Source organism: Citrobacter sp. Cpa228, from assembly GCF_030333085.1.
GTDB classification, from domain to species: domain Bacteria; phylum Pseudomonadota; class Gammaproteobacteria; order Enterobacterales; family Enterobacteriaceae; genus Citrobacter; species Citrobacter pasteurii.
The window spans coordinates 1-23,349 of record NZ_JAOWGQ010000051.1 but is presented as its reverse complement, the minus strand read 5'-3'; the positions used below and the strand labels follow the sequence as shown (position 1 = coordinate 23,349).

22 protein-coding genes and 1 rRNA gene are annotated in these 23,349 nt (G+C 52.6%); 15 read left to right on the top strand and 8 right to left on the bottom strand.

What is annotated here, in order from left to right:
• Window positions 1-3: 3 nt before the first annotated feature.
• From lpxD to tilS, 10 genes are all read left to right on the top strand, one after another.
• Window positions 4-1,029 (top strand): UDP-3-O-(3-hydroxymyristoyl)glucosamine N-acyltransferase, encoded by a 1,026-nt coding sequence (gene lpxD, locus OGX91_RS13895; protein ID WP_040230032.1) that lies wholly within the window; start codon window positions 4-6, stop codon window positions 1,027-1,029.
• A gap of 104 nt (window positions 1,030-1,133) precedes the next feature.
• On the top strand, window positions 1,134-1,589 hold the full coding sequence (gene fabZ, locus OGX91_RS13890) for a 3-hydroxyacyl-ACP dehydratase FabZ (RefSeq protein WP_003018528.1): 456 nt from the start codon (window positions 1,134-1,136) through the stop codon (window positions 1,587-1,589).
• Window positions 1,590-1,592: 3 nt separating this feature from the next.
• Window positions 1,593-2,381, top strand: a complete 789-nt coding sequence (gene lpxA / locus OGX91_RS13885; RefSeq protein ID WP_005132096.1) for an acyl-ACP--UDP-N-acetylglucosamine O-acyltransferase — start codon at window positions 1,593-1,595, stop codon at window positions 2,379-2,381.
• Window positions 2,381-3,529 carry a lipid-A-disaccharide synthase gene (gene lpxB, locus OGX91_RS13880; RefSeq protein WP_005132094.1) on the top strand — a complete coding sequence of 383 codons (1,149 nt, stop codon included), beginning with the start codon at window positions 2,381-2,383 and terminating at the stop codon, window positions 3,527-3,529. Before lpxA ends, lpxB begins: the two co-directional genes overlap by 1 nt.
• Window positions 3,526-4,122, top strand: coding sequence for a ribonuclease HII (rnhB, locus tag OGX91_RS13875; protein WP_005132093.1), 597 nt, complete (start codon window positions 3,526-3,528; stop codon window positions 4,120-4,122). The genes lpxB and rnhB overlap by 4 nt, the downstream gene beginning before the upstream one ends.
• A gap of 24 nt (window positions 4,123-4,146) precedes the next feature.
• Window positions 4,147-7,629, top strand: coding sequence for a DNA polymerase III subunit alpha (gene dnaE / locus OGX91_RS13870; RefSeq protein WP_005132092.1), 3,483 nt, complete (start codon window positions 4,147-4,149; stop codon window positions 7,627-7,629).
• Window positions 7,630-7,641: 12 nt separating this feature from the next.
• Complete coding sequence (accA, locus tag OGX91_RS13865; RefSeq protein WP_003018513.1) at window positions 7,642-8,601, top strand: acetyl-CoA carboxylase carboxyl transferase subunit alpha; 960 nt, start codon at window positions 7,642-7,644, stop codon at window positions 8,599-8,601.
• Window positions 8,602-8,700: 99 nt separating this feature from the next.
• Window positions 8,701-10,839: a lysine decarboxylase LdcC gene (gene ldcC / locus OGX91_RS13860; protein WP_286626554.1), complete on the top strand. Its 2,139-nt coding sequence runs from the start codon at window positions 8,701-8,703 to the stop codon at window positions 10,837-10,839.
• Between the two features lie 64 nt (window positions 10,840-10,903).
• Window positions 10,904-11,293: a VOC family protein gene (locus tag OGX91_RS13855; protein WP_286626553.1), complete on the top strand. Its 390-nt coding sequence runs from the start codon at window positions 10,904-10,906 to the stop codon at window positions 11,291-11,293.
• A gap of 61 nt (window positions 11,294-11,354) precedes the next feature.
• Entirely contained in the window at window positions 11,355-12,647 is a 1,293-nt protein-coding gene (gene tilS / locus OGX91_RS13850) for a tRNA lysidine(34) synthetase TilS (RefSeq protein WP_040230034.1), read from the top strand.
• Between the two features lie 64 nt (window positions 12,648-12,711).
• Here the strand turns inward: tilS and rof are convergent, their stop codons facing one another.
• Both rof and OGX91_RS13840 read right to left on the bottom strand, forming a co-directional pair.
• Window positions 12,712-12,972 carry a Rho-binding antiterminator gene (gene rof, locus OGX91_RS13845; RefSeq protein WP_040230035.1) on the bottom strand — a complete coding sequence of 87 codons (261 nt, stop codon included), beginning with the start codon at window positions 12,970-12,972 and terminating at the stop codon, window positions 12,712-12,714.
• The gene (locus tag OGX91_RS13840) at window positions 12,959-13,159 is read right to left on the bottom strand and encodes a YaeP family protein (RefSeq protein WP_005132083.1); all 201 of its coding nucleotides are present in this window, start codon (window positions 13,157-13,159) and stop codon (window positions 12,959-12,961) included. The genes rof and OGX91_RS13840 overlap by 14 nt, the downstream gene beginning before the upstream one ends.
• A 199-nt stretch (window positions 13,160-13,358) precedes the next feature.
• Between OGX91_RS13840 and OGX91_RS13835 the strand changes: the two genes are divergently transcribed.
• The 3 genes from OGX91_RS13835 to nlpE are packed head-to-tail and all read left to right on the top strand — an operon-like array spanning window position 13,359 to window position 15,052.
• Window positions 13,359-13,904, top strand: coding sequence for a YaeQ family protein (locus OGX91_RS13835; protein WP_040230036.1), 546 nt, complete (start codon window positions 13,359-13,361; stop codon window positions 13,902-13,904).
• Window positions 13,901-14,323, top strand: coding sequence for an alternative ribosome rescue aminoacyl-tRNA hydrolase ArfB (gene arfB, locus OGX91_RS13830; RefSeq protein ID WP_005132081.1), 423 nt, complete (start codon window positions 13,901-13,903; stop codon window positions 14,321-14,323). The genes OGX91_RS13835 and arfB overlap by 4 nt, the downstream gene beginning before the upstream one ends.
• A 30-nt stretch (window positions 14,324-14,353) precedes the next feature.
• Complete coding sequence (nlpE, locus tag OGX91_RS13825) at window positions 14,354-15,052, top strand: envelope stress response activation lipoprotein NlpE (protein WP_155021536.1); 699 nt, start codon at window positions 14,354-14,356, stop codon at window positions 15,050-15,052.
• A 43-nt stretch (window positions 15,053-15,095) separates the two neighbouring features.
• Here nlpE and proS read toward each other — a convergent pair whose 3' ends face one another.
• From proS to metN, 6 genes are all read right to left on the bottom strand, one after another.
• A complete protein-coding gene (gene proS, locus OGX91_RS13820; protein WP_040230039.1) occupies window positions 15,096-16,814 on the bottom strand; it encodes a proline--tRNA ligase in 1,719 nt (572 codons plus the stop codon).
• Between the two features lie 110 nt (window positions 16,815-16,924).
• Window positions 16,925-17,632, bottom strand: coding sequence for a tRNA (N6-threonylcarbamoyladenosine(37)-N6)-methyltransferase TrmO (gene tsaA, locus OGX91_RS13815; RefSeq protein WP_005132077.1), 708 nt, complete (start codon window positions 17,630-17,632; stop codon window positions 16,925-16,927).
• Window positions 17,629-18,033, bottom strand: a complete 405-nt coding sequence (gene rcsF, locus OGX91_RS13810) for an envelope stress sensor lipoprotein RcsF (RefSeq protein WP_040230040.1) — start codon at window positions 18,031-18,033, stop codon at window positions 17,629-17,631. Before rcsF ends, tsaA begins: the two co-directional genes overlap by 4 nt.
• Window positions 18,034-18,149: 116 nt before the next feature.
• Window positions 18,150-18,965 carry a methionine ABC transporter substrate-binding lipoprotein MetQ gene (metQ, locus tag OGX91_RS13805; protein WP_003829145.1) on the bottom strand — a complete coding sequence of 272 codons (816 nt, stop codon included), beginning with the start codon at window positions 18,963-18,965 and terminating at the stop codon, window positions 18,150-18,152.
• Window positions 18,966-19,009: 44 nt separating this feature from the next.
• Entirely contained in the window at window positions 19,010-19,663 is a 654-nt protein-coding gene (locus tag OGX91_RS13800; RefSeq protein WP_005132073.1) for a methionine ABC transporter permease MetI, read from the bottom strand.
• Window positions 19,656-20,687 carry a methionine ABC transporter ATP-binding protein MetN gene (metN, locus tag OGX91_RS13795; RefSeq protein WP_005132072.1) on the bottom strand — a complete coding sequence of 344 codons (1,032 nt, stop codon included), beginning with the start codon at window positions 20,685-20,687 and terminating at the stop codon, window positions 19,656-19,658. Before metN ends, OGX91_RS13800 begins: the two co-directional genes overlap by 8 nt.
• Window positions 20,688-20,876: 189 nt before the next feature.
• Here metN and gmhB point away from each other — a divergent pair, with 189 nt between their 5' ends.
• Both gmhB and OGX91_RS13785 read left to right on the top strand, forming a co-directional pair.
• Window positions 20,877-21,443, top strand: coding sequence for a D-glycero-beta-D-manno-heptose 1,7-bisphosphate 7-phosphatase (gmhB, locus tag OGX91_RS13790; RefSeq protein ID WP_005132069.1), 567 nt, complete (start codon window positions 20,877-20,879; stop codon window positions 21,441-21,443).
• Window positions 21,444-21,807: 364 nt separating this feature from the next.
• Window positions 21,808-23,349: ribosomal RNA gene (locus OGX91_RS13785) — 16S ribosomal RNA — on the top strand.

Genomic DNA, 23,349 nt, shown 5'->3' with positions numbered 1-23,349 from the left:
GTAATGCCTTCAATTCGACTGGCTGATTTAGCAGAGCAGTTGGATGCAGAATTACACGGTGATGGCGATATCGTCATCACCGGCGTAGCGTCCATGCAATCTGCGCAAACTGGCAATATCACGTTCATGGTGAATCCAAAGTACCGTGAGCATCTGAGTGCATGCCAGGCTTCTGCCGTTGTGATGACGCAGGACTCCCTTCCGTTTGCTAAGAGTGCTGTGCTGGTAGTGAAGAATCCCTACCTGACCTATGCACGAATGGCGCAAATTTTAGATACCACGCCTCAGCCTGCGCAAAACATTGCACCCAGTGCAGTGATCGATGCGACGGCGAAGTTGGGTAACAATGTTTCTGTGGGCGCGAATGCGGTCATTGAGTCTGGCGTAGAACTGGGCGATAACGTGGTTATCGGCGCAGGCTGCTTCGTTGGAAAAAACACAAAAATCGGCGCAGGTTCACGCTTGTGGGCGAATGTGACGATTTACCACGACATTCAGATCGGTGAAAATTGCCTGATCCAGTCCAGCACTGTTGTCGGATCCGATGGATTTGGTTACGCGAACGATCGCGGGAACTGGGTGAAGATCCCTCAATTGGGTCGCGTGATTATTGGCGATCGTGTTGAGATTGGCGCATGTACCACCATTGACCGTGGTGCGCTGGACGATACGGTGATCGGTAATGGTGTTATCATTGATAACCAGTGCCAGATTGCGCATAACGTCGTGATTGGCGACAATACGGCTGTAGCCGGTGGCGTCATTATGGCGGGTAGCCTGAAGATTGGCCGTTACTGCATGATTGGCGGCGCCAGCGTGATTAATGGGCATATGGAAATATGCGACAAAGTCACGGTAACTGGCATGGGTATGGTGATGCGTCCTATCACTGAACCGGGCGTCTACTCCTCAGGCATTCCGCTACAACCCAACAAGGTATGGCGTAAAACAGCTGCACTGGTGATGAATATTGATGATATGAGCAAGCGTCTCAAAGCGATTGAGCGCAAGGTTAATCAACAAGACTAAAACATCGTTTTACGCATGTCTGACTTTACGGCCTGTCACATTCCTGGGATTGCGGCAGGCCGTGTTATTATTGCCTTTTAGTATATTTAGACAGGAAGAGTATTTTGACTACTAACACTCATACTCTGCATATTGAAGAGATTTTAGAACTTCTGCCGCACCGTTTTCCGTTTTTACTGGTAGACCGCGTGCTGGATTTTGAAGAAGGTCGTTTTCTGCGCGCAGTGAAAAATGTATCCGTTAACGAGCCTTTCTTTCAGGGCCACTTCCCGGGTAAACCGATTTTTCCTGGCGTGTTGATTCTGGAAGCGATGGCGCAGGCCACGGGTATTCTGGCGTTTAAAAGCGTAGGAAAACTGGAACCGGGCGAACTGTATTATTTCGCCGGTATTGATGAAGCACGCTTTAAGCGTCCCGTCGTGCCTGGCGATCAGATGATCATGGAAGTGACTTTCGAGAAAACGCGCCGCGGCCTGACCCGTTTCAAAGGGGTTGCGCTGGTCGACGGTAAAGTTGTGTGCGAAGCAACGATGATGTGTGCCCGTAGCCGGGAGGCCTGATACGTGATTGATAAATCCGCCTTTATTCACCCAACAGCCATTGTCGAAGACGGCGCCAGCATTGGCGCGAATGCTCACATTGGCCCATTTTGTATTGTTGGACCCCATGTTGAAATTGGTGAGGGTACCGTACTGAAGTCTCACGTTGTCGTGAATGGCCATACAAAAATTGGTCGCGATAACGAGATTTATCAGTTTGCCTCCATTGGCGAAGTAAACCAGGATTTGAAGTATGCTGGTGAACCGACCCGTGTGGAAATTGGCGATCGCAACCGCATTCGCGAAAGCGTCACCATTCATCGTGGCACAGTGCAAGGCGGTGGGTTGACGAAGGTGGGCAGCGATAACTTACTGATGATTAACGCACACGTTGCGCATGATTGTACGGTAGGTAACCGCTGCATTCTGGCGAATAACGCGACACTTGCCGGACATGTTTCACTTGATGATTTTGTTATCATCGGCGGCATGACCGCAGTGCATCAGTTCTGCATTATTGGTGCACACGTGATGGTGGGTGGCTGCTCTGGCGTAGCCCAGGACGTCCCGCCATACGTTATCGCCCAGGGCAACCACGCGACGCCATTTGGCGTTAACATCGAAGGTCTGAAACGCCGCGGATTCACCCGTGAAGCCATTACTGCGATCCGCAACGCCTATAAAGCGCTGTACCGCAGCGGTAAAACGCTTGAGGAAGTGAAACCGGAAATCGCCGAACTGGCGAAGCAGTACCCCGATGTTCAGGCTTTTAGTGACTTCTTTGAACGCTCAACGCGTGGTCTGATTCGTTAATGACTGAGCAGCGTCCTTTAACGATTGCCCTTGTCGCCGGAGAAACCTCCGGCGATATTCTTGGTGCCGGTTTAATTCGTGCACTCAAGGCTCGTGTTCCCAATGCGCGGTTTGTTGGCGTTGCGGGTCCATTGATGCAGGCGGAAGGCTGTGAAGCCTGGTACGAAATGGAAGAACTGGCAGTAATGGGCATTGTAGAAGTGCTCGGGCGCCTGCGCCGTTTACTGCATATCCGTGCCGATCTCACTCGCCGATTCACCGACCTTAAGCCGGATGTTTTCGTCGGAATTGATGCACCTGATTTCAATATTACCCTGGAAGGTAACCTGAAATCGCAGGGTATTAAAACCATTCATTATGTCAGCCCCTCTGTATGGGCGTGGCGACAGAAACGCGTTTTCAAAATAGGCAGATCCACCAATATGGTGCTGGCCTTTCTGCCTTTCGAAAAAGCGTTTTATGACAAATTTAACGTCCCGTGTCGCTTTATCGGTCACACCATGGCGGACGCCATGCCGCTGGATCCGGATAAAAACGCGGCGCGTGATGTGTTAGGCATTCCTCATGATGCTCACTGTCTGGCGCTTTTGCCTGGGAGTCGTGGTGCAGAAGTGGAGATGCTCAGCGCCGATTTTCTGAAAACGGCGCAGCTATTACGTCAGCATTATCCGGATCTTGAAGTCGTCGTGCCGTTGGTCAATGCCAAACGTCGCGAGCAGTTTGAGCGTATCAAAGCTGAAGTTGCACCCGATCTTTCCGTACATCTGCTCAACGGAATGGGACGTGAAGCAATGGTCGCCAGTGATGCTGCGCTGTTGGCCTCTGGCACGGCTGCGCTGGAATGTATGCTGGCGAAATGCCCAATGGTTGTCGGCTATCGTATGAAACCTTTCACTTTCTGGTTGGCAAAACGTCTGGTGAAGACCGATTACGTATCGCTGCCTAACCTGCTGGCAGGAAGAGAACTCGTCAAAGAGCTGTTGCAGGATGAATGTGAGCCGCAGGCGCTGGCGCAGGCGTTGCTGCCTCTGTTGGCGAACGGTAAAACCAGTCATGCGATGCACGACACGTTCCGGGAATTGCACCAGCAGATCCGTTGCAATGCGGATGAGCAGGCGGCAGATGCAGTTCTGGAGTTAGCACAATGATTGAATTTGTTTATCCACATACGCATTTGGTGGCGGGTGTGGATGAAGTAGGACGTGGTCCATTGGTTGGCGCGGTAGTGACTGCCGCCGTTATTCTTGACCCGGCACGTCCGATAGTGGGTCTTAATGACTCCAAAAAATTGTCGGAAAAGCGTCGACTGGCGCTTTTTGATGAAATCAAAGATAAAGCGTTAAGCTGGAGCCTGGGGCGTGCGGAACCGCATGAAATCGATGAACTGAACATTCTGCACGCCACGATGCTGGCAATGCAGCGTGCGGTTGCAGGTTTGCATATTGCGCCGGAATACGTCCTGATCGATGGAAACCGCTGCCCGACATTGCCGGTACCGTCGATGGCGGTGGTAAAAGGTGACAGCCGCGTTGCGGAAATCAGCGCAGCGTCCATCCTGGCGAAAGTGACGCGCGATGCTGAAATGGCCGAGCTGGATAAGGTTTTTCCGCAGTATGGGTTTGCCCAGCACAAAGGTTATCCAACCGCTTTTCATCTGGCTGCGCTCGCTGAGCATGGTGCAATTGAGCACCATCGTCGCAGTTTTGCTCCTGTCAAACGCGCACTGGGACTCACGTCCTGATTCTTGTGTTAAAGGAATCTGAAGATGTCTGAACCTCGTTTCGTCCACCTGCGGGTGCACAGCGACTACTCCATGATCGATGGGCTGGCGAAAACCGGGCCGCTGGTGAAAAAGGCGGCCGCGTTGGGTATGCCTGCGCTGGCGATCACCGATTTTACCAACCTGTGTGGTCTGGTGAAGTTTTACGGAGCGGGTCATGGCGCAGGTATTAAGCCGATTGTTGGCGCAGATTTTCATGTCCGTAACGAACTGTTGGGCGATGAACTCACGCAGCTCACCGTGCTGGCCGCAAACAATACCGGCTATCAGAATCTGACGTTGTTGATATCGAAAGCCTATCAGCGTGGCTATGGCGCAGAAGGGCCGGTGATCGACAGAGACTGGCTGGTTGAGCTAAAAGAAGGGTTAATCTTGCTTTCCGGCGGCCGGATGGGTGACGTCGGACGCAGTCTGTTGCGTGGGAACAGCGCACTGGTCGACGAGTGCGTGGCGTTTTATGAAGAGCATTTCCCTGATTGCTACTTCCTTGAGCTGATCCGTACCGGTCGACAGGATGAAGAAAATTACCTGCATGCTGCAGTAGCGCTGGCCGAAACACGCGGCCTGCCGGTGGTCGCGACCAACGATGTTCGCTTCCTTGAAACCGGTGATTTTGACGCGCATGAAATCCGCGTAGCAATCCACGACGGATTCACCCTTGATGATCCAAAACGCCCGCGTAACTATTCGCCGCAGCAGTATATGCGCAGCGAAGAGGAGATGTGCGAGCTGTTCTCCGATATCCCGGAGGCGCTGGAAAACACCGTCGAGATTGCCAAACGTTGCAACGTGACGGTGCGCCTGGGCGAATACTTCCTGCCGCAGTTCCCGACCGGCGACATGACCACCGAGGATTTCCTCGTCGCGAAATCGCGTGAAGGCCTGGAAGAACGCCTGGAATTTTTGTTCCCCGATCCTGAAGTCCGTGCGCAGAAGCGCCCGCCTTATGATGAGCGTCTGGAAGTTGAACTTAAAGTTATCAACCAGATGGGCTTCCCGGGCTACTTCCTGATCGTAATGGAATTTATCCAGTGGTCGAAAGATAACGGTGTACCGGTAGGCCCAGGCCGTGGCTCCGGTGCGGGATCGCTGGTGGCCTACGCGTTAAAAATTACCGACCTTGACCCGCTGGAATTTGACCTGCTGTTCGAACGTTTCCTGAACCCGGAACGCGTCTCAATGCCCGATTTCGACGTTGACTTCTGTATGGAGAAACGCGACCAGGTCATTGAACACGTCGCGGAAATGTATGGGCGCGATGCGGTTTCGCAGATTATTACCTTCGGTACCATGGCGGCGAAAGCGGTTATCCGCGATGTGGGTCGAGTACTGGGTCACCCGTATGGTTTCGTTGACCGTATTTCGAAACTGGTGCCGCCCGACCCGGGCATGACGCTGGCCAAAGCCTTTGAAGCCGAACCTCAACTGCCGGAAATCTATGAGGCAGATGAAGAGGTTAGAGCGCTTATTGATATGGCGCGCAAGCTGGAAGGCGTCACGCGTAACGCGGGTAAACACGCCGGTGGTGTGGTTATCGCTCCGACCAAAATTACTGATTTTGCACCGCTGTACTGTGATGAGCAGGGACTGCACCCGGTTACCCAGTTTGATAAGAACGACGTGGAATACGCCGGCCTGGTGAAGTTCGATTTCCTCGGTCTGCGCACGCTCACCATCATCAACTGGGCGCTGGAGATGATCAACGCGCGGCGTGAGAAGAACGGCGAACCGCCGCTGGATATCGCCGCGATTCCGCTGGACGATAAGAAAAGTTTTGACATGCTGCAACGCTCGGAAACAACAGCCGTCTTCCAGCTTGAATCCCGCGGTATGAAAGATCTTATCAAGCGACTGCAGCCCGACTGCTTCGAAGATATGATAGCCCTGGTGGCACTGTTCCGCCCCGGTCCGCTACAGTCGGGGATGGTAGATAACTTTATCGATCGTAAGCATGGTCGCGAAGAGATTTCCTATCCGGATGTACAATGGCAGCATGAGTGTCTGAAACCGGTACTGGAGCCGACCTACGGCATTATCCTGTATCAGGAACAGGTCATGCAGATTGCCCAGGAGCTGTCTGGGTATACCCTTGGCGGCGCGGATATGCTGCGTCGTGCGATGGGTAAGAAAAAACCGGAAGAGATGGCCAAGCAGCGCGGCACCTTTGAAGAAGGGGCGAAGAAGCGTGGTGTAGACGGCGAGCTGGCGATGAAAATCTTTGACCTGGTGGAAAAATTCGCCGGTTATGGATTTAACAAATCGCACTCCGCCGCCTATGCGTTGGTCTCTTACCAGACGCTGTGGCTGAAGGCGCATTACCCTGCTGAGTTTATGGCGGCGGTGATGACGGCCGATATGGATAACACCGAGAAAGTGGTGGGATTGGTGGATGAATGCTGGCGTATGGGGCTGAAAATCCTGCCGCCAGATATCAACTCCGGATTGTACCATTTTCACGTTAATGATGATGGCGAGATTGTCTACGGTATCGGCGCGATAAAAGGCGTGGGTGAGGGGCCAATTGAAGCTATCATTGAGGCGCGTAATAAAGGCGGTTACTTCCGCGAACTGTTTGATCTCTGTGCCCGCACGGATATCAAAAAACTCAACCGCCGGGTGCTGGAAAAGCTGATTATGTCCGGGGCGTTTGACCGCCTGGGGCCGCATCGCGCAGCACTGATGAACTCACTGAACGATGCGCTTAAAGCCGCCGATCAACATGCGAAAGCGGAAGCTATCGGTCAGGCTGATATGTTTGGCGTACTGGCGGAAGAGCCGGAACAAATTGAGCAATCCTATGCCAGCTGCCAGCCGTGGCCGGAGCAGGTGGTACTGGACGGCGAGCGTGAAACGTTAGGGCTTTACCTGACGGGACACCCTATCAACCAGTATTTAAAAGAAATTGAGCGCTATGTCGGAGGCTACAGGCTGAAAGACATGCATCCGACAGAACGTGGTAAAGTTACCACGGCTGCGGGGCTCGTCATTGCTGCGCGGGTAATGGTCACCAAGCGCGGCAATCGTATCGGCATCTGTACACTGGATGACCGTTCCGGGCGTCTGGAAGTGATGTTATTTACCGATGCCCTGGATAAATACCAGCAATTGCTGGAAAAAGACCGCATACTTATCGTCAGCGGACAGGTCAGCTTTGATGACTTCAGCGGTGGGCTTAAAATGATGGCCCGTGAAGTCATGGATATTGACGAAGCCCGGGAAAAATATGCTCGCGGGCTTGCTATCTCGCTGACGGACAGGCAAATTGATGACCAGCTTTTAAACCGACTCCGTCAGTCTCTGGAACCCCACCGCTCGGGGACAATTCCAGTACATCTCTACTATCAGAGGGCGGATGCACGAGCACGATTGCGTTTTGGCGCAACGTGGCGTGTCTCTCCGAGCGATCGTTTGTTAAACGATCTCCGTGGCCTTATTGGTTCGGAGCAGGTGGAACTGGAGTTTGACTAATACAGGAATACTATGAGTCTGAATTTCCTTGATTTTGAACAGCCGATTGCAGAGCTGGAAGCAAAAATCGATTCTCTGACTGCGGTTAGCCGTCAGGATGAGAAACTGGATATTAACATCGATGAAGAAGTGCATCGTCTGCGTGAAAAAAGCGTAGAACTGACGCGTAAAATCTTCGCCGATCTTGGCGCATGGCAGGTAGCCCAGCTGGCTCGCCATCCACAGCGTCCATACACCCTGGATTATGTCCGCCTGGCGTTTGATGAATTTGATGAGCTGGCGGGCGATCGTGCCTATGCGGATGACAAGGCTATTGTCGGCGGCATCGCGCGTCTGGATGGCCGTCCGGTGATGATCATCGGTCATCAGAAAGGCCGTGAGACCAAAGAGAAAATTCGTCGTAACTTCGGCATGCCAGCGCCGGAAGGCTATCGCAAAGCGCTGCGTCTGATGGAAATGGCTGAACGTTTCAATATGCCGATCATTACCTTCATCGACACTCCTGGAGCATATCCGGGCGTGGGCGCGGAAGAGCGTGGACAGTCTGAAGCGATTGCGCGCAACCTGCGTGAAATGTCACGTCTGAGCGTGCCGGTTATCTGTACCGTTATCGGTGAAGGTGGCTCCGGTGGCGCACTGGCGATCGGTGTGGGGGATAAAGTGAATATGCTGCAATACAGCACTTATTCCGTTATCTCCCCGGAAGGTTGTGCTTCTATTCTGTGGAAAAGTGCAGACAAAGCCCCGCTGGCTGCAGAAGCGATGGGGATTATCGCACCGCGTCTGAAAGAGCTGAAACTTATCGACTCTATCATCCCGGAGCCGCTGGGGGGGGCACACCGCAACCCGGAAGTGATGGCTGCATCACTGAAAGCACAGCTGTTGGCCGATCTTGCCGATCTTGACGTGTTAAGCAAAGATGATTTGAAAAACCGTCGTTATCAGCGTCTGATGAGCTACGGTTACGCGTAAACTGCATTTATTCTGAAAAGGGCCACAACGTTGTGGCCCTTTTTTTTACCTGTGGTTTGACCAGGCTATGCTTAACTAAGGTTTTTCCAGGAGGAACGCATGAATATCATTGCCATCATGGGACCGCATGGCGTCTTTTACAAAGATGAGCCCATCAAGGAACTTGAACGTGCGCTGCAGCAGCAGGGATTTCAGATTATCTGGCCGCAGAATAGCGTCGACCTGCTGAAGTTTATCGAGCATAACCCGCGAATTTGCGGCGTCATTTTTGACTGGGATGAATACAGTCTGGATTTGTGTAGCGACATCAATCAGCTTAACGAATACCTCCCACTTTATGCCTTTATTAATACCCATTCGACGATGGATGTCAGCGCACACGATCTGCGCATGGCGCTGTGGTTCTTTGAGTACGCATTGGGTCAGTCTGACGATATTGCTACGCGTATTCGCCAGTACACCAATGAATATCTCGACAACATTACGCCACCCTTTACCAAAGCGCTGTTTACCTATGTAAAGGAAGGAAAGTATACCTTCTGCACGCCCGGACACATGGCGGGAACGGCGTATCAGAAAAGTCCGGTCGGCTGCCTGTTCTATGATTTCTTTGGCGGCAATACGCTTAAGGCTGATGTCTCCATTTCGGTGACTGAGCTGGGATCGCTGCTCGACCATACCGGTCCGCATCTGGAAGCGGAGGAGTATATTGCGCGCACGTTTGGCGCCGAGCAGAGCTATATGGTGACCAACGGCACCTCGACGTCGAACAAGATTGTCGGCATGTATGCCGCACCTTCGGGAAGTACGCTACTGATTGACCGCAACTGCCATAAGTCGCTGGCGCATTTGCTGATGATGAGCGATGTCGTGCCCGTATGGCTAAAGCCGACGCGCAATGCGCTGGGGATCCTCGGCGGTATACCCCGTCGGGAATTCACTCGCGAAAGCATCGAACGCAAGGTAGAAGAGATCCCTCAGGCGCAATGGCCGATGCATGCGGTAATTACTAACTCAACTTACGACGGCTTGCTCTACAACACTAACTGGATCAAGCAAACGCTGGATGTGCCCTCTATCCATTTTGATTCGGCCTGGGTGCCGTATACCCATTTTCATCCGATCTATCAGGGGAAAAGCGGGATGAGCGGCGAGCGGGTGCCGGGGAAAGTGATTTTTGAAACCCAGTCCACCCACAAGATGCTGGCGGCGTTGTCACAAGCTTCGCTGATCCACATTAAGGGCGACTACGATGAAGAGACGTTCAACGAAGCCTTTATGATGCACACCTCCACGTCGCCGAGCTACCCGATAGTGGCGTCGATAGAAACGGCGGCGGCAATGCTACGCGGGAATTCAGGCAAGCGCCTGATCAATCGTTCGGTTGAGAGGGCGCTGCATTTCCGTAAAGAAGTCCAGCGGCTGCGTGAAGAATCTGACGGCTGGTTCTTTGATATTTGGCAACCGGAAAAGGTAGATGAAGCAGAGTGCTGGCCGGTAGCACCTGGTGAAGACTGGCATGGCTTTGTCGATGCTGACGCCGACCACATGTTCCTCGACCCGGTGAAAGTGACCATTCTGACGCCAGGGATGGATGAGCTGGGAAATATGAGCGCAGAGGGGATCCCCGCTGCGCTGGTGGCGAAATTCCTTGATGAACGCGGTGTCGTCGTGGAGAAAACGGGCCCGTATAATCTGTTGTTCCTGTTCAGTATTGGTATTGATAAAACCCGGGCGATGGGGCTGCTGCGCGGCCTGACGGAATTTAAACGTTCATACGACCTGAATTTACGCGTGAAAAATATGTTGCCGGATCTGTATGCTGAGGATCCCGATTTTTATCGCACTATGCGTATTCAGGATCTGGCACAGGGAATCCATCAATTGATCCGCCAGCACGATCTCTCCGGGCTGATGCTGCGGGCATTCGACACGTTGCCGGAAATGAAAATGACGCCTCATCAGGCCTGGCAGCGGCAAATTAAAGGTGACGTCGAGACAGTCACTCTTGATCAACTGGTGGGGCGCGTTTCCGCCAATATGATCCTGCCTTATCCTCCAGGTGTCCCGCTGCTGATGCCCGGAGAAATGATCACAGAAAAAAGCCGGTCAGTACTCGATTTCCTGCTGATGCTGTGCTCGGTGGGGCAGCGCTACCCTGGATTTGAAACTGACATTCATGGGGCTAAGTTGGGTGAGGACGGCGTGTATCGTGTGAGAGTCCTAAAAATGGCATAACGACTTGCCGGAACCCGTTGCGCACGAGTAACGTGCTGAGAGTAAAATTAAAGAGGCGAAGAACATGCTGGGGTTAAAACAGGTTCACCATATTGCCATTATTGCGACGGACTACAGGGCCAGTAAGGCATTTTACTGCGATGTATTAGGCTTCACGTTAATGAGTGAAGCCTACCGGGAAGAACGCGACTCCTGGAAAGGCGATCTGGCGCTGAACGGCCAGTACGTGATTGAGCTGTTTTCTTTTCCTTTCCCGCCGTGCCGCCCGAGCCGACCGGAAGCCTGTGGTTTACGCCATCTGGCGTTCAGCGTCGAGGATGTGGAGAAGTCGATTGCTTATCTGGAGGCCCATCATGTGAAATGCGAGCCGGTACGCATCGATCCGTTTACCGGCAAACGTTTTACGTTTTTTAACGATCCAGACGGATTACCGCTTGAACTGTACGAGCTGTAAGGCTTGTCATTGTGGCGTTAGCCCGGTAACGTGCCGGGCAATGCCATTGTAAGCAACCATCATGACGACACTCACGCTGAACACTTCACTTCTGAACACTAACGCGATCCTCGTTGCCTTTAGCGGCGGCCTCGACTCTACCGTACTACTGCATCAGTTGGTGCTGTGGCGAGCGCAGCATCCTGATGTCACCCTACGCGCAATCCATATTCATCACGGATTAAGCCCGCACGCAGACAGTTGGGTACAGCACTGTGAGTCGGTATGTGCGCAGTGGCAGGTGCCGCTGGTGGTTGAACGGGTCCATCTTGAGGATGATGGCCTGGGCATCGAAGCGCAGGCGCGACGCGCGCGCTATCAGGCATTTGCGCAGATCTTACTCCCGGGCGAGGTGCTGATGACCGCCCAGCATCTCGATGACCAGTGTGAAACATTCCTGCTGGCGCTTAAGCGCGGCAGTGGTCCCGCCGGACTATCCGCCATGGGAGAAAGCTCACCGTTTGCCGGAACTCAATTGATTCGACCGTTGCTGGCGCAAACGCGAGAAGCGCTTGAAGCATGGGCGCGACAGCATGAATTATGCTGGATAGAAGATGAAAGCAATCAGGATGATACCTACGATCGCAATTTTCTCAGATTGCGCGTTACCCCATTACTCCAACAGCGCTGGCCGCACTTCGCACAAGCCACTGCTCGCAGCGCCGCGCTGTGCGCTGAGCAGGAGAGCTTACTGGATGAATTGCTGGCCAGCGATTTAGCCAGGTGCGTCACATCCCATGACACACTGTTGCTGGCGCCGTTAATGGTGATGAGCAACGTGCGGCGTGCCGCTCTGCTTCGCCGTTGGCTGGCGGGATTAAATGCGCCGATGCCTTCCCGTGATGCGTTAGAACGTATCTGGCAGGAAGTCGCGTTGGCACGTGAAGACGCATCGCCCTGTTTTCGCCTCGGTGAGTATGACGTCCGTCGTTATCAGTCACAGCTGTGGTGGGTGAAGTCGGTTGGCGGTCAAAGTGAAACCGTCATTCCGTGGCAATTCTGGAAAACGCCGTTGGCGCTGCCAGTTGGGTTAGGCTCGGTGCAGCTCATCCCTGCTGGTGAATTGCGTATGCCACAAGCGGATGAAGCCGTCAGCATTCGTTTTAAAGCGCCTGGGTTATTGCATATTGTCGGGCGCAACGGTGGGCGTAAGCTTAAAAAAATCTGGCAGGAGCAGGGGATTCCTCCCTGGCGGCGAGATACGACGCCATTACTGTTTTACGGTGACACGCTGATTGCGGCAGCAGGGGTTTTCGTGACACATGAAGGGCTGGCAAAAGGTGAAGAAGGGGTGAGTCTGGTGTGGCGTGCCTGATGGCGCGGCGCTTATCAGGCCTACGTATCGTATGGAAAGTAGGCCGGATAAGGTGCAAGAAAGGTTAAGATTCGCTGACCACCACGGTACCGATTTGTGGGTGACTGAAACTGGCAATTTTGTCGAGGCGAAGCTCACGGGTTTCACCCGAGACATCGGCGACCAGATATTCCACATTTTTGCGGGAAACCAGGTCATTTGCTTTTGCCTGTAGAACTTCGCCATCTTTGAGCGTCAGCGTCAGTAACAAATGGTGCTGGCAGGCGAGTTCAAGATTGTCGTAATCATCACAGTTGATGGGTTGATACGTTTCATTCATTGACATAATCGCTCACCAGTAAGTTCGCGGCAGCATAGGCCGCCTTTTCCCTGACCGACTCTGAAAGGGCGCTGTCTGCCGCCACTTCATTAAGTACCTTCAATACGCAACCCAGCGCATCCGGGACATACCCTAAGTCTCCGCTGGCGATTTCCGCGTACCGCTTGCGTATTAACTCACAATATTTTTCCACATGCCCTCCTGTCAGCACTCTGACTTAACCGTGGATGCAAGTCTAAGCCTACGAAGATAAACTCTGTTTAGCAAGGTGACTATACCATACTCATTCAAGCAATATCAGCGCCTTGATAGACGGTACACACGTTAGTCGTTAGCAGCCTTTTGCCGCCGTTTTCGCTACAATGTGCGCCTGATTCGAAAGGAGTTCTCTCATGGCGCTTAAAGCGACAATTTATAAAGCCGTTGTCAACGTCGCGGATCTTGACCGCAACCAGTTTCTTGACGCGGCCTTGACGCTGGCGCGTCACCCTTCAGAAACCCAGGAACGCATGATGCTGCGTCTGCTGGCCTGGATTAAATATGCCGATGAACGGCTGCAGTTCACGCGTGGTTTAAGCGCTGAAGACGAACCCGAAGCATGGTTGCGCAACGACCATCTGGGTATCGATCTTTGGATTGAACTGGGCCTACCGGATGAGCGCCGTATTAAGAAAGCCTGCACCCAGTCCGGTGAGGTAGCCCTGTTTGCTTACAACAGTCGAGCTGCCCAGATCTGGTGGCAGCAAAACCAGAGCAAGTGTGCGCAGTTTAAAAATCTTACCGTGTGGTATCTGGATGATGAACAACTGGCACAACTGAGTGACTTTGCCGGTCGTACAATGGCACTACAGGCGACTATTCAGGATGGCGCTATCTGGCTGTCCGATTCTCAGAATAATCTGGAAATTCACCTGACCGCGTGGCAGCCGCGTTCATGATCGTTATCTCCCGAAATGTCTCTATCCCAGATAACGAGCTGGAAATCACGGCGATTCGGGCACAGGGCGCGGGCGGTCAGCACGTTAATAAGACCTCGACGGCTATCCATTTGCGCTTTGACATTCGGGCCTCTGGGCTGCCAGAGTATTATAAGGAACGCCTGTTGGCTGCCAGTCATCATCTGATCAGCGGCGATGGTGTCATTATTATTAAGGCGCAGGAATACCGTAGCCAGGAGTTGAACCGGGAAGCGGCAATCTCCCGACTGGTGGCGGTGATAAAAGAATTAACCGCGGTGCAAAAAAGCCGGCAGGCAACTCGCCCTACGCGCGCCTCGAAAGAGCGCAGGTTGTCATCGAAGGCGCAAAAATCCACAGTGAAGGCACTGCGCGGGAAAGTTCGTCGAACGCAAGACTGACGAGCGGGAATAAAAATTTATAAGGAATTCATAGTGAAAACAGCAATATTGTCCGTAGTCGCTGCATGCACGCTCTTTTCCTTGATCGGCTGTAACAATCGCACTGAGGTCGACGCATTACAGCCAACGCGGGCGGCAGAATTAAAACCGATGCAGCAAAGTTGGCGTGGCATTTTGCCTTGCGCGGACTGCGAAGGGATTGAAACGTCGCTGTTCCTGGAAAAAGACGGCACATGGGTGATGAACGAACGCTACCAGGGCGTACGGGATGAGCCATCCTCCTTTGCGTCTTATGGGAAATGGGCGCGTACTGCCGACAAGCTGGTGCTGACGGATAGTAAAGGTGAAAAATCGTACTACCGGGCAAAAGGCGAGGCGCTGGAAATGCTCGATCGTGAAGGCAATCCGATTGAGTCGCAGTTCAACTACACCCTTCAGCCGGTTTCCGCCAGCTTACCGGTAACGCCAATGCCGATGCGGGGGATGTACTTCTATATGGCTGACGCGGCAATCTTTACCGACTGCGCAACCGGTCAACGGATGCCGGTAGCGAATAACGCTCAGCTTGAACGTGACTATTTAGCCGCGCGCACGGAAAACGGGCAATCTGTATTGCTGACGCTGGAAGCGCATTTCACAATGGAGGCGAACCCGGACACCGGCGAGAAAGTGAAAACGCTGATGGCGGATAAAGATGCGAAATTTATCCCCGGTAAAGGATGTAATTAATTGATGTAAAAAAGGCCCTGATCGTCAGGGCCTTTTACCGGAGTTAGCCTTTAATGGCTTTGACCAGATAGTCGACAATGTCGCCGGTTTTAATCAGCTGTTTCTCGCCGTTACGACGGTATTTGTATTCAATATCATCGTTATCGAGGTTACGGTCGCCGAGCACGATAGTGTGCGGAACACCGATCAGCTCCATATCGGCAAACATCACGCCTGGACGCTCTTTACGATCGTCCATCAGCACTTCGATACCCTGTGCACGCAGTTCTGCGTACAGCTTCTCAGCCAGTTCCTGCACACGGTAGGATTTGTGCATGTTCATTGGCAGAATAGCGACCTGGAACGGTGCGATGGCGTCTGGCCATACAATGCCGCGATCGTCAAAGTTCTGCTCAATAGCGGCAGCAACCACGCGAGTCACCCCGATGCCGTAGCAGCCCATGGTCAGAATCTGATTACGGCCATCTTCACCCTGAACAGCAGCTTTCATCGCTTCAGAATACTTGGTACCCAGTTGGAAGATGTGGCCCACTTCGATACCACGTTTAATCAGTAGTGTGCCTTTTCCATCCGGGCTTGGGTCGCCTGCGACCACGTTACGGATATCTGCCACTTCCGGAGTTGCAACATCACGATCCCAGTTAATACCGAAATAGTGTTTACCATCGATGTTGGCACCAGCAGCGAAATCGCTCATTACCGCAACGGTACGATCGATAACCACGGGAATCGGCATGTTCACCGGACCAAGAGAACCCGGACCTGCTTTCACGACGGCACGGATTTCTTCTTCAGTAGCAAAAGTCAGCGGGCTGGCAACCTGCGGCAGTTTTTCTGCTTTGACTTCGTTCAGTTCGTGATCGCCGCGAACCAGCAGAGCAACCAGCGGGTAGCTGCTGCCTTCAACCGCTTTCACCAGCAGGGTCTTAACGGTTTTTTCGATTGGCAGATTAAACTGTTCAACCAGTTCCGCGATAGTTTTCGCATTCGGTGTGTCAACCAGCGTCATTTCCTGAGTGGCGGCTGCGCGGGGTTCTTTCGGCGCAACGGCTTCAGCAAATTCGATGTTGGCAGCAAAATCGGAACTGTCGGAGAATACAACGTCATCTTCGCCGCTCTGTGCCAGTACCTGGAATTCATGAGAAGCGCTACCGCCGATAGAGCCGGTATCAGCCTGTACTGCACGGAAATCCAGACCCATACGGCTGAAGATTTTGCTGTATGCGGCATACATGGCGTCGTAGGTTTCCTGCAGAGATTCCTGAGAGGTGTGGAAAGAATAGGCATCTTTCATCAGGAATTCGCGGGAACGCATCACGCCGAAGCGTGGGCGAACTTCGTCACGGAATTTCGTCTGGATCTGATAGAAGTTCAGCGGCAGCTGTTTGTAAGAGCTTAACTCATTACGGATCAGGTCGGTGATGACTTCTTCATGCGTTGGGCCGAGTACGAATGAACGATCGCCACGGTCTGCGATACGCAGCAGTTCCGGGCCGTACTGTTCCCAACGACCGCTCTCTTCCCACAGTTCAGAAGGCTGAACGACCGGCATCAACACCTCGATCGCACCGGCGTTGTTCATTTCTTCACGCACGATGTTTTCGACTTTTTTCAGGACGCGCACGCCGGTCGGCAGCCAGGTGTATAACCCGGAGGCCAGCTTGCGGATCATCCCGGCGCGCAGCATCAGCTGGTGGCTGATGACTTCGGCGTCGGCAGGTGTCTCCTTCAGAGTGGAGAGCAGATATTGGCTAGTACGCATGTTGTTACGGTTCCAGTTGAACGATCGAACAGGCTGGATGCCAGCCTGACACAAAAAAAGTGGTTTAGTTTACCAGCGAGAAAGGGATGTCAAAAGAGAAGGGCACGAAATTAGCGGGGTTCAAGCGCAAAGACTTCAAAACCTTCTTCTGTTACGCGCCAGCGCACGTTGAAATCGTGTAGCCAGACGGCATACGTTTTGCCTGTCTCTTCACCCTTACGATACGCAGGACGTGGGTCCTGCGCCAGTACTTCGCCGATAAATGTTTTCAGCAATGGATAACGTTTTTCCAGCGTCAGAAGCTGTTGTTCAACCTCTGTAGTGAAACTTACCGCCATTTCAGCAACCGGCGCATGCTGCGCGTAGCTGGCAGTGGCGTCAGGCAGTGCTTCTGCAAATGGCAGATAAGGTTTGATGTCGACCACTGGCGTTCCGTCGACCAGGTCCAGGCTACCCAGTTTCAGAATGACGCTCTCTTTGTGGCAGACAATTTCTTTTAACGCAACCAGCGACATGCCGATAGGATTAGGACGGAAGGTCGAGCGCGTGGCAAAGACGCCCATTCTGGCGTTACCGCCAAGACGGGGAGGGCGCACGGTTGGACGCCATCCACCTTCCATTGTCTGGTGAAAAACAAAAATCACCCACAAATGGCTGAATGCTTCCAGGCCGCGAACAGCATCGGCCTGGTTATAGGGCGCGAGCAAATGCAGTTCACCGTTGGCGCTTTTCACCAGACCCGGCTGGCGTGGCACAGCGAACTTTTCTTTATAAGGAGAGCGGATAACGCCTATTTGCTCGAACTGAAAATGACTCATTTAGACGAAATGTTCAGGGCAGAACCGATGCAAACTGCCTGACGATAGCAGCCCGGCGTCCCGCTGGTAACTTCGCAGCTGTGCAGCAATACCGCATTGGCTTTCATTTTGGATGCGTTTATCTGCATGCGTTTGCGTGCGGTTGGGATACTCGGAGGTGAATCCTGGTTTGATGCCTGGCAGGACTCTCCGCTCACTTCGCCAAGATCGCGGAATGGTTTACCGACCAGATCTTCTGCATTGGTGATAATTCTGACCGGCGTCGCGCGCGGTGCTTTTGGTTTTTCCGGCTCCGCTTTTGGCGGGGTAGCGGTGCTTTGAACGGGTTCAACAGGGGATCTGCTTAACATAGAACAGCCGCTCAGCATGAGTGCTACTAAACAGATCGGTAAAGCACGCATAATATTTCCTCAATGAATGATCTAAACGTCAGATATTGAATCAGGTGCTTGCATAAATGACAAGACGGGCAAGCGCCCGTCCTGATGATATTACAGATTGTGAAAACAGCCTAAAATTACCAGCCTTTAACAGCACCGCCGTTGAAGACTTTGTTTGCCGCTTCGTAAACTTCGTCTGACTGGTATGCTTCAACGAATTTCTTCACGTTCTCAGCGTCTTTATTGTCTTCACGCGTCACGATCAGGTTTACGTATGGGGAATCTTTATCTTCAACAAAGATACCGTCTTTTGCCGGAGTCAGGCCGATCTGGCTGGCATAGGTGGTGTTGATGACTGCCAGCGCGATTTGCGCGTCATCCAGTGAGCGTGGCAACTGCGGCGCTTCCAGTTCAACCAGCTTCAGGTTTTTCGGGTTTTCAATCACGTCCAGCGCGGTCGGCAGCAGGCCAACGCCATCTTTCAGTTTAATCAAACCGACTTTCTGCAGCAGCAGCAGGGAACGGCCGAGGTTAGTCGGGTCGTTTGGAATCGCGACCTGTGAACCGTCCTGCAGTTCATCCAGTGATTTGATTTTTTTAGAATAGCCCGCAATCGGGTAAACAAAGGTATTACCTACGGCAACCAGTTTGTAACCACGATCTTTGATCTGCTGATCCAGGTACGGTTTGTGCTGGAAGGCGTTAGCATCGATATCGCCTTTGCTCAGCGCTTCATTGGGCAGGACATAATCGTTGAACGTTACCAATTCAACATCCAGACCGTATTTTTCTTTAGCCACTTTCTGGGCGACCTCAGCAACCTGCTGCTCTGCGCCAACAATAACGCCCACTTTGATGTGGTTAGGATCTTTTTCATCCTGGCCACAACCCACAAGTGCCAGAGAACCGATCAGGGCTCCAACTGCCGCAAAGGTTTTGAATTTGAACGCCATGCTTATTTCCTTTTCTTAATGAGTTTTTAGTGTTGTGTGTAACGTTATTTGTGCGTGACTGCCCGGACGATGCGATCGCCGGATAACTGAATTAAATAAACCAGAACGACGAGCAATACCAGCACTGTATTCATTACGGTAGCGTTATACCCAATGTAACCATACTGATAGCCAATCTGGCCAAGACCACCGGCACCGACAGCACCGCCCATCGCCGAGTAACCAACCAGCGTGATGAGGGTGATGGTGGCCGCATTGACCAGTCCTGGCAGCGCTTCTGGCAGTAATACCTTACGAACAATCTGCAGCGGCGTAGCGCCCATTGCACGCGAGGCTTCAATCAGCCCGGTCGGGATTTCCAGCAGGGCGTTTTCCACCATACGAGCAATAAATGGCGCGGCGCCGACGGTCAGCGGGACGATAGCGGCCTGCAGCCCGATAGAGGTGCCAACAATCATGCGGGTGAATGGAATCATCCACACCAGCAAAATAATGAACGGGATGGAACGGAAAATGTTAACCAGCGCAGAAAGCGTGCGGTACAACTTTGCGTTCTCAATGATTTGTCCTGGACGCGTCACATACAGCAGTACGCCAACGGGCAGGCCAATCACAAAGCCAAAAAAGCCGGACACAAAGGTCATTGCCAGCGTTTCCCATACGCCGCGAACCAGCAGCCAAATCATCGGCTCAGACATAACCCAGTACCTCTACTTTTACGTGGTGTTCCTGCAACCAGCTAATGGCTGCTTGTGTATCTTCTTGTGTACCGTGCATTTCAGTCAGCATGATGCCGAACTTCACGCCGCCGGCGTAATCCATCTGTGCGCTGATAATGTTGTTATTCACGTTAAAGCGACGGGCCGTCTCAGAGAGTAGCGGTGCATCGACCGAATGACCGGTGAATTCCATACGCAACATCGGCACGCTGTCGGCTTGCGGCTCTGCTTTTAAACGTTCCTGATAATCTTCCGGAATATCCAGGTGCAGCGTGGACTGGATAAACTTCTGCGCCAGTGGGGTTTTGGGGTGTGAGAACACTTCGCTGACGGTGTCCTGCTCAATCAGTTCACCATTACTGATGACCGCCACGCAGTCACAAATGCGTTTTACAACGTCCATCTCATGGGTAATCAGCAGAATGGTGAGACCCAGGCGACGGTTAATGTCTTTCAACAATTCCAGAATCGAGCGGGTTGTTGCTGGGTCAAGGGCGCTGGTGGCTTCATCGCACAGCAGTACTTTGGGATTACTTGCCAGAGCACGGGCGATCGCCACACGCTGTTTTTGTCCACCGGAAAGGTTGGCCGGGTAGCTGTCGTGCTTGTCGCCAAGACCGACTAAATCCAGCAGTTCTGTTACACGGCGTTTAATCTCTTCTTTTGGTGTGTTATCCAGTTCCAGCGGCAGCGCGACGTTGCCAAACACGGTGCGGGAAGAGAGCAGGTTAAAGTGTTGGAAAATCATGCCGATTTGACGGCGAGCTTTGGTCAGCTCTGACTCGGAAAGCGTCGTGAGTTCCTGCCCGCCGACCTGGACGCTGCCTTCGGTTGGGCGTTCAAGTAAGTTTACGCAGCGGATGAGCGTACTTTTACCTGCACCGGAGGCGCCAATGACGCCATAAATCTGCCCGGCAGGAACGTGCAGGCTGACATTATTAAGCGCCTGAATGGTGCGAGTCCCCTGCTGGAACACTTTGGTGATATTCGAAAGTTTAATCATTGGTTATTTATTATCGTAATTAAGTTAGCCGTGGCATTTTCGTCTGTCTGGGACGGTCGAAGTCGTCAACAAGATGGATGTTAAGGCATCCAGACGTCTAAATCAATCTAGCTTTGCACGATGAGCACTTTCTTGCCCGCCGAAACATGCGATACTAGAGCCACATGCCTTATTCAGGAGCTATAAAAGGTGGCAAAGACTGTACCCGCAATTTTTCTCGACCGTGACGGCACTATTAATGTGGACCACGGTTACGTCCATGAGATCGACGAGTTCGAATTTATCGACGGCGTCATTGATGCTATGCGTGAACTTAAAAAGATGGGTTATGCGCTGATTGTCGTGACGAACCAGTCTGGTATTGCCCGTGGCAAATTTACCGAGGCACAATTCGAAACGTTGACTGAATGGATGGATTGGTCATTGGCCGATCGCGATGTTGATCTGGATGGTATCTATTATTGTCCTCATCATCCGCAGGGCACAGTCGAAGAGTACCGCCAGGTCTGCGACTGCCGTAAACCGCATCCGGGCATGTTGATCTCCGCCCGAGACTTTCTGCACATCGATATGGCTGCTTCTTATATGGTGGGCGACAAAATAGAAGATATGCAGGCGGCGACAGCTGCAAATGTAGGAACGAAGGTATTAGTGCGCACAGGCAAGCCAGTCACTCCGGAAGCAGAAAATGCGGCAGATTTAGTGCTAAATAGTCTGGCGGACCTGCCAATGGCGATAAAAAAGAAGCAAAAGTAAGCGTTATGGATAAAAGGTGAGCGGTTGAAACAAAAATGCATTTTTCCGCTTGTCTTCCTGAGTCGACTCCCTATAATGCGCCTCCATCGACACGGCGGATGTGAATCACTTCACACAAACAGCCGGTCCGGTTGAAGAGAAAAACCTGAAAATGAGGGTTGACTCTGAAAGAGGAAAGCGTAATATACGCCACCTCGCGACAGAGCGCTAAAGCGCGTCGCAACTGCTCTTTAACAATTTATCAGACAATCTGTGTGGGCACTCGAAGATACGGATTCTTAACGTCGCAAGACGAAAAATGAATACCAAGTCTCTGAGTGAACACGTAATTCATTACGAAGTTTAATTCACGAGCATCAAACTTAAATTGAAGAGTTTGATCATGGCTCAGATTGAACGCTGGCGGCAGGCCTAACACATGCAAGTCGAACGGTAGCACAGAGGAGCTTGCTCCTTGGGTGACGAGTGGCGGACGGGTGAGTAATGTCTGGGAAACTGCCCGATGGAGGGGGATAACTACTGGAAACGGTAGCTAATACCGCATAACGTCGCAAGACCAAAGAGGGGGACCTTCGGGCCTCTTGCCATCGGATGTGCCCAGATGGGATTAGCTAGTAGGTGGGGTAACGGCTCACCTAGGCGACGATCCCTAGCTGGTCTGAGAGGATGACCAGCCACACTGGAACTGAGACACGGTCCAGACTCCTACGGGAGGCAGCAGTGGGGAATATTGCACAATGGGCGCAAGCCTGATGCAGCCATGCCGCGTGTATGAAGAAGGCCTTCGGGTTGTAAAGTACTTTCAGCGAGGAGGAAGGTGCTGAGGTTAATAACCGCAGCAATTGACGTTACTCGCAGAAGAAGCACCGGCTAACTCCGTGCCAGCAGCCGCGGTAATACGGAGGGTGCAAGCGTTAATCGGAATTACTGGGCGTAAAGCGCACGCAGGCGGTCTGTCAAGTCGGATGTGAAATCCCCGGGCTCAACCTGGGAACTGCATCCGAAACTGGCAGGCTAGAGTCTTGTAGAGGGGGGTAGAATTCCAGGTGTAGCGGTGAAATGCGTAGAGATCTGGAGGAATACCGGTGGCGAAGGCGGCCCCCTGGACAAAGACTGACGCTCAGGTGCGAAAGCGTGGGGAGCAAACAGGATTAGATACCCTGGTAGTCCACGCCGTAAACGATGTCGACTTGGAGGTTGTGCCCTTGAGGCGTGGCTTCCGGAGCTAACGCGTTAAGTCGACCGCCTGGGGAGTACGGCCGCAAGGTTAAAACTCAAATGAATTGACGGGGGCCCGCACAAGCGGTGGAGCATGTGGTTTAATTCGATGCAACGCGAAGAACCTTACCTACTCTTGACATCCACGGAATTTAGCAGAGATGCTTTAGTGCCTTCGGGAACCGTGAGACAGGTGCTGCATGGCTGTCGTCAGCTCGTGTTGTGAAATGTTGGGTTAAGTCCCGCAACGAGCGCAACCCTTATCCTTTGTTGCCAGCGATTCGGTCGGGAACTCAAAGGAGACTGCCAGTGATAAACTGGAGGAAGGTGGGGATGACGTCAAGTCATCATGGCCCTTACGAGTAGGGCTACACACGTGCTACAATGGCATATACAAAGAGAAGCGACCTCGCGAGAGCAAGCGGACCTCATAAAGTATGTCGTAGTCCGGATTGGAGTCTGCAACTCGACTCCATGAAGTCGGAATCGCTAGTAATCGTGGATCAGAATGCCACGGTGAATACGTTCCCGGGCCTTGTACACACCGCCCGTCACACCATGGGAGTGGGTTGCAAAAGAAGTAGGTAGCTTAACCTTCGGGAGGGCGCTTACCACTTTGTGATTCATGACTGGGGTGAAGTCGTAACAAGGTAACCGTAGGGGAACCTGCGGTTGGATCACCTCCTTA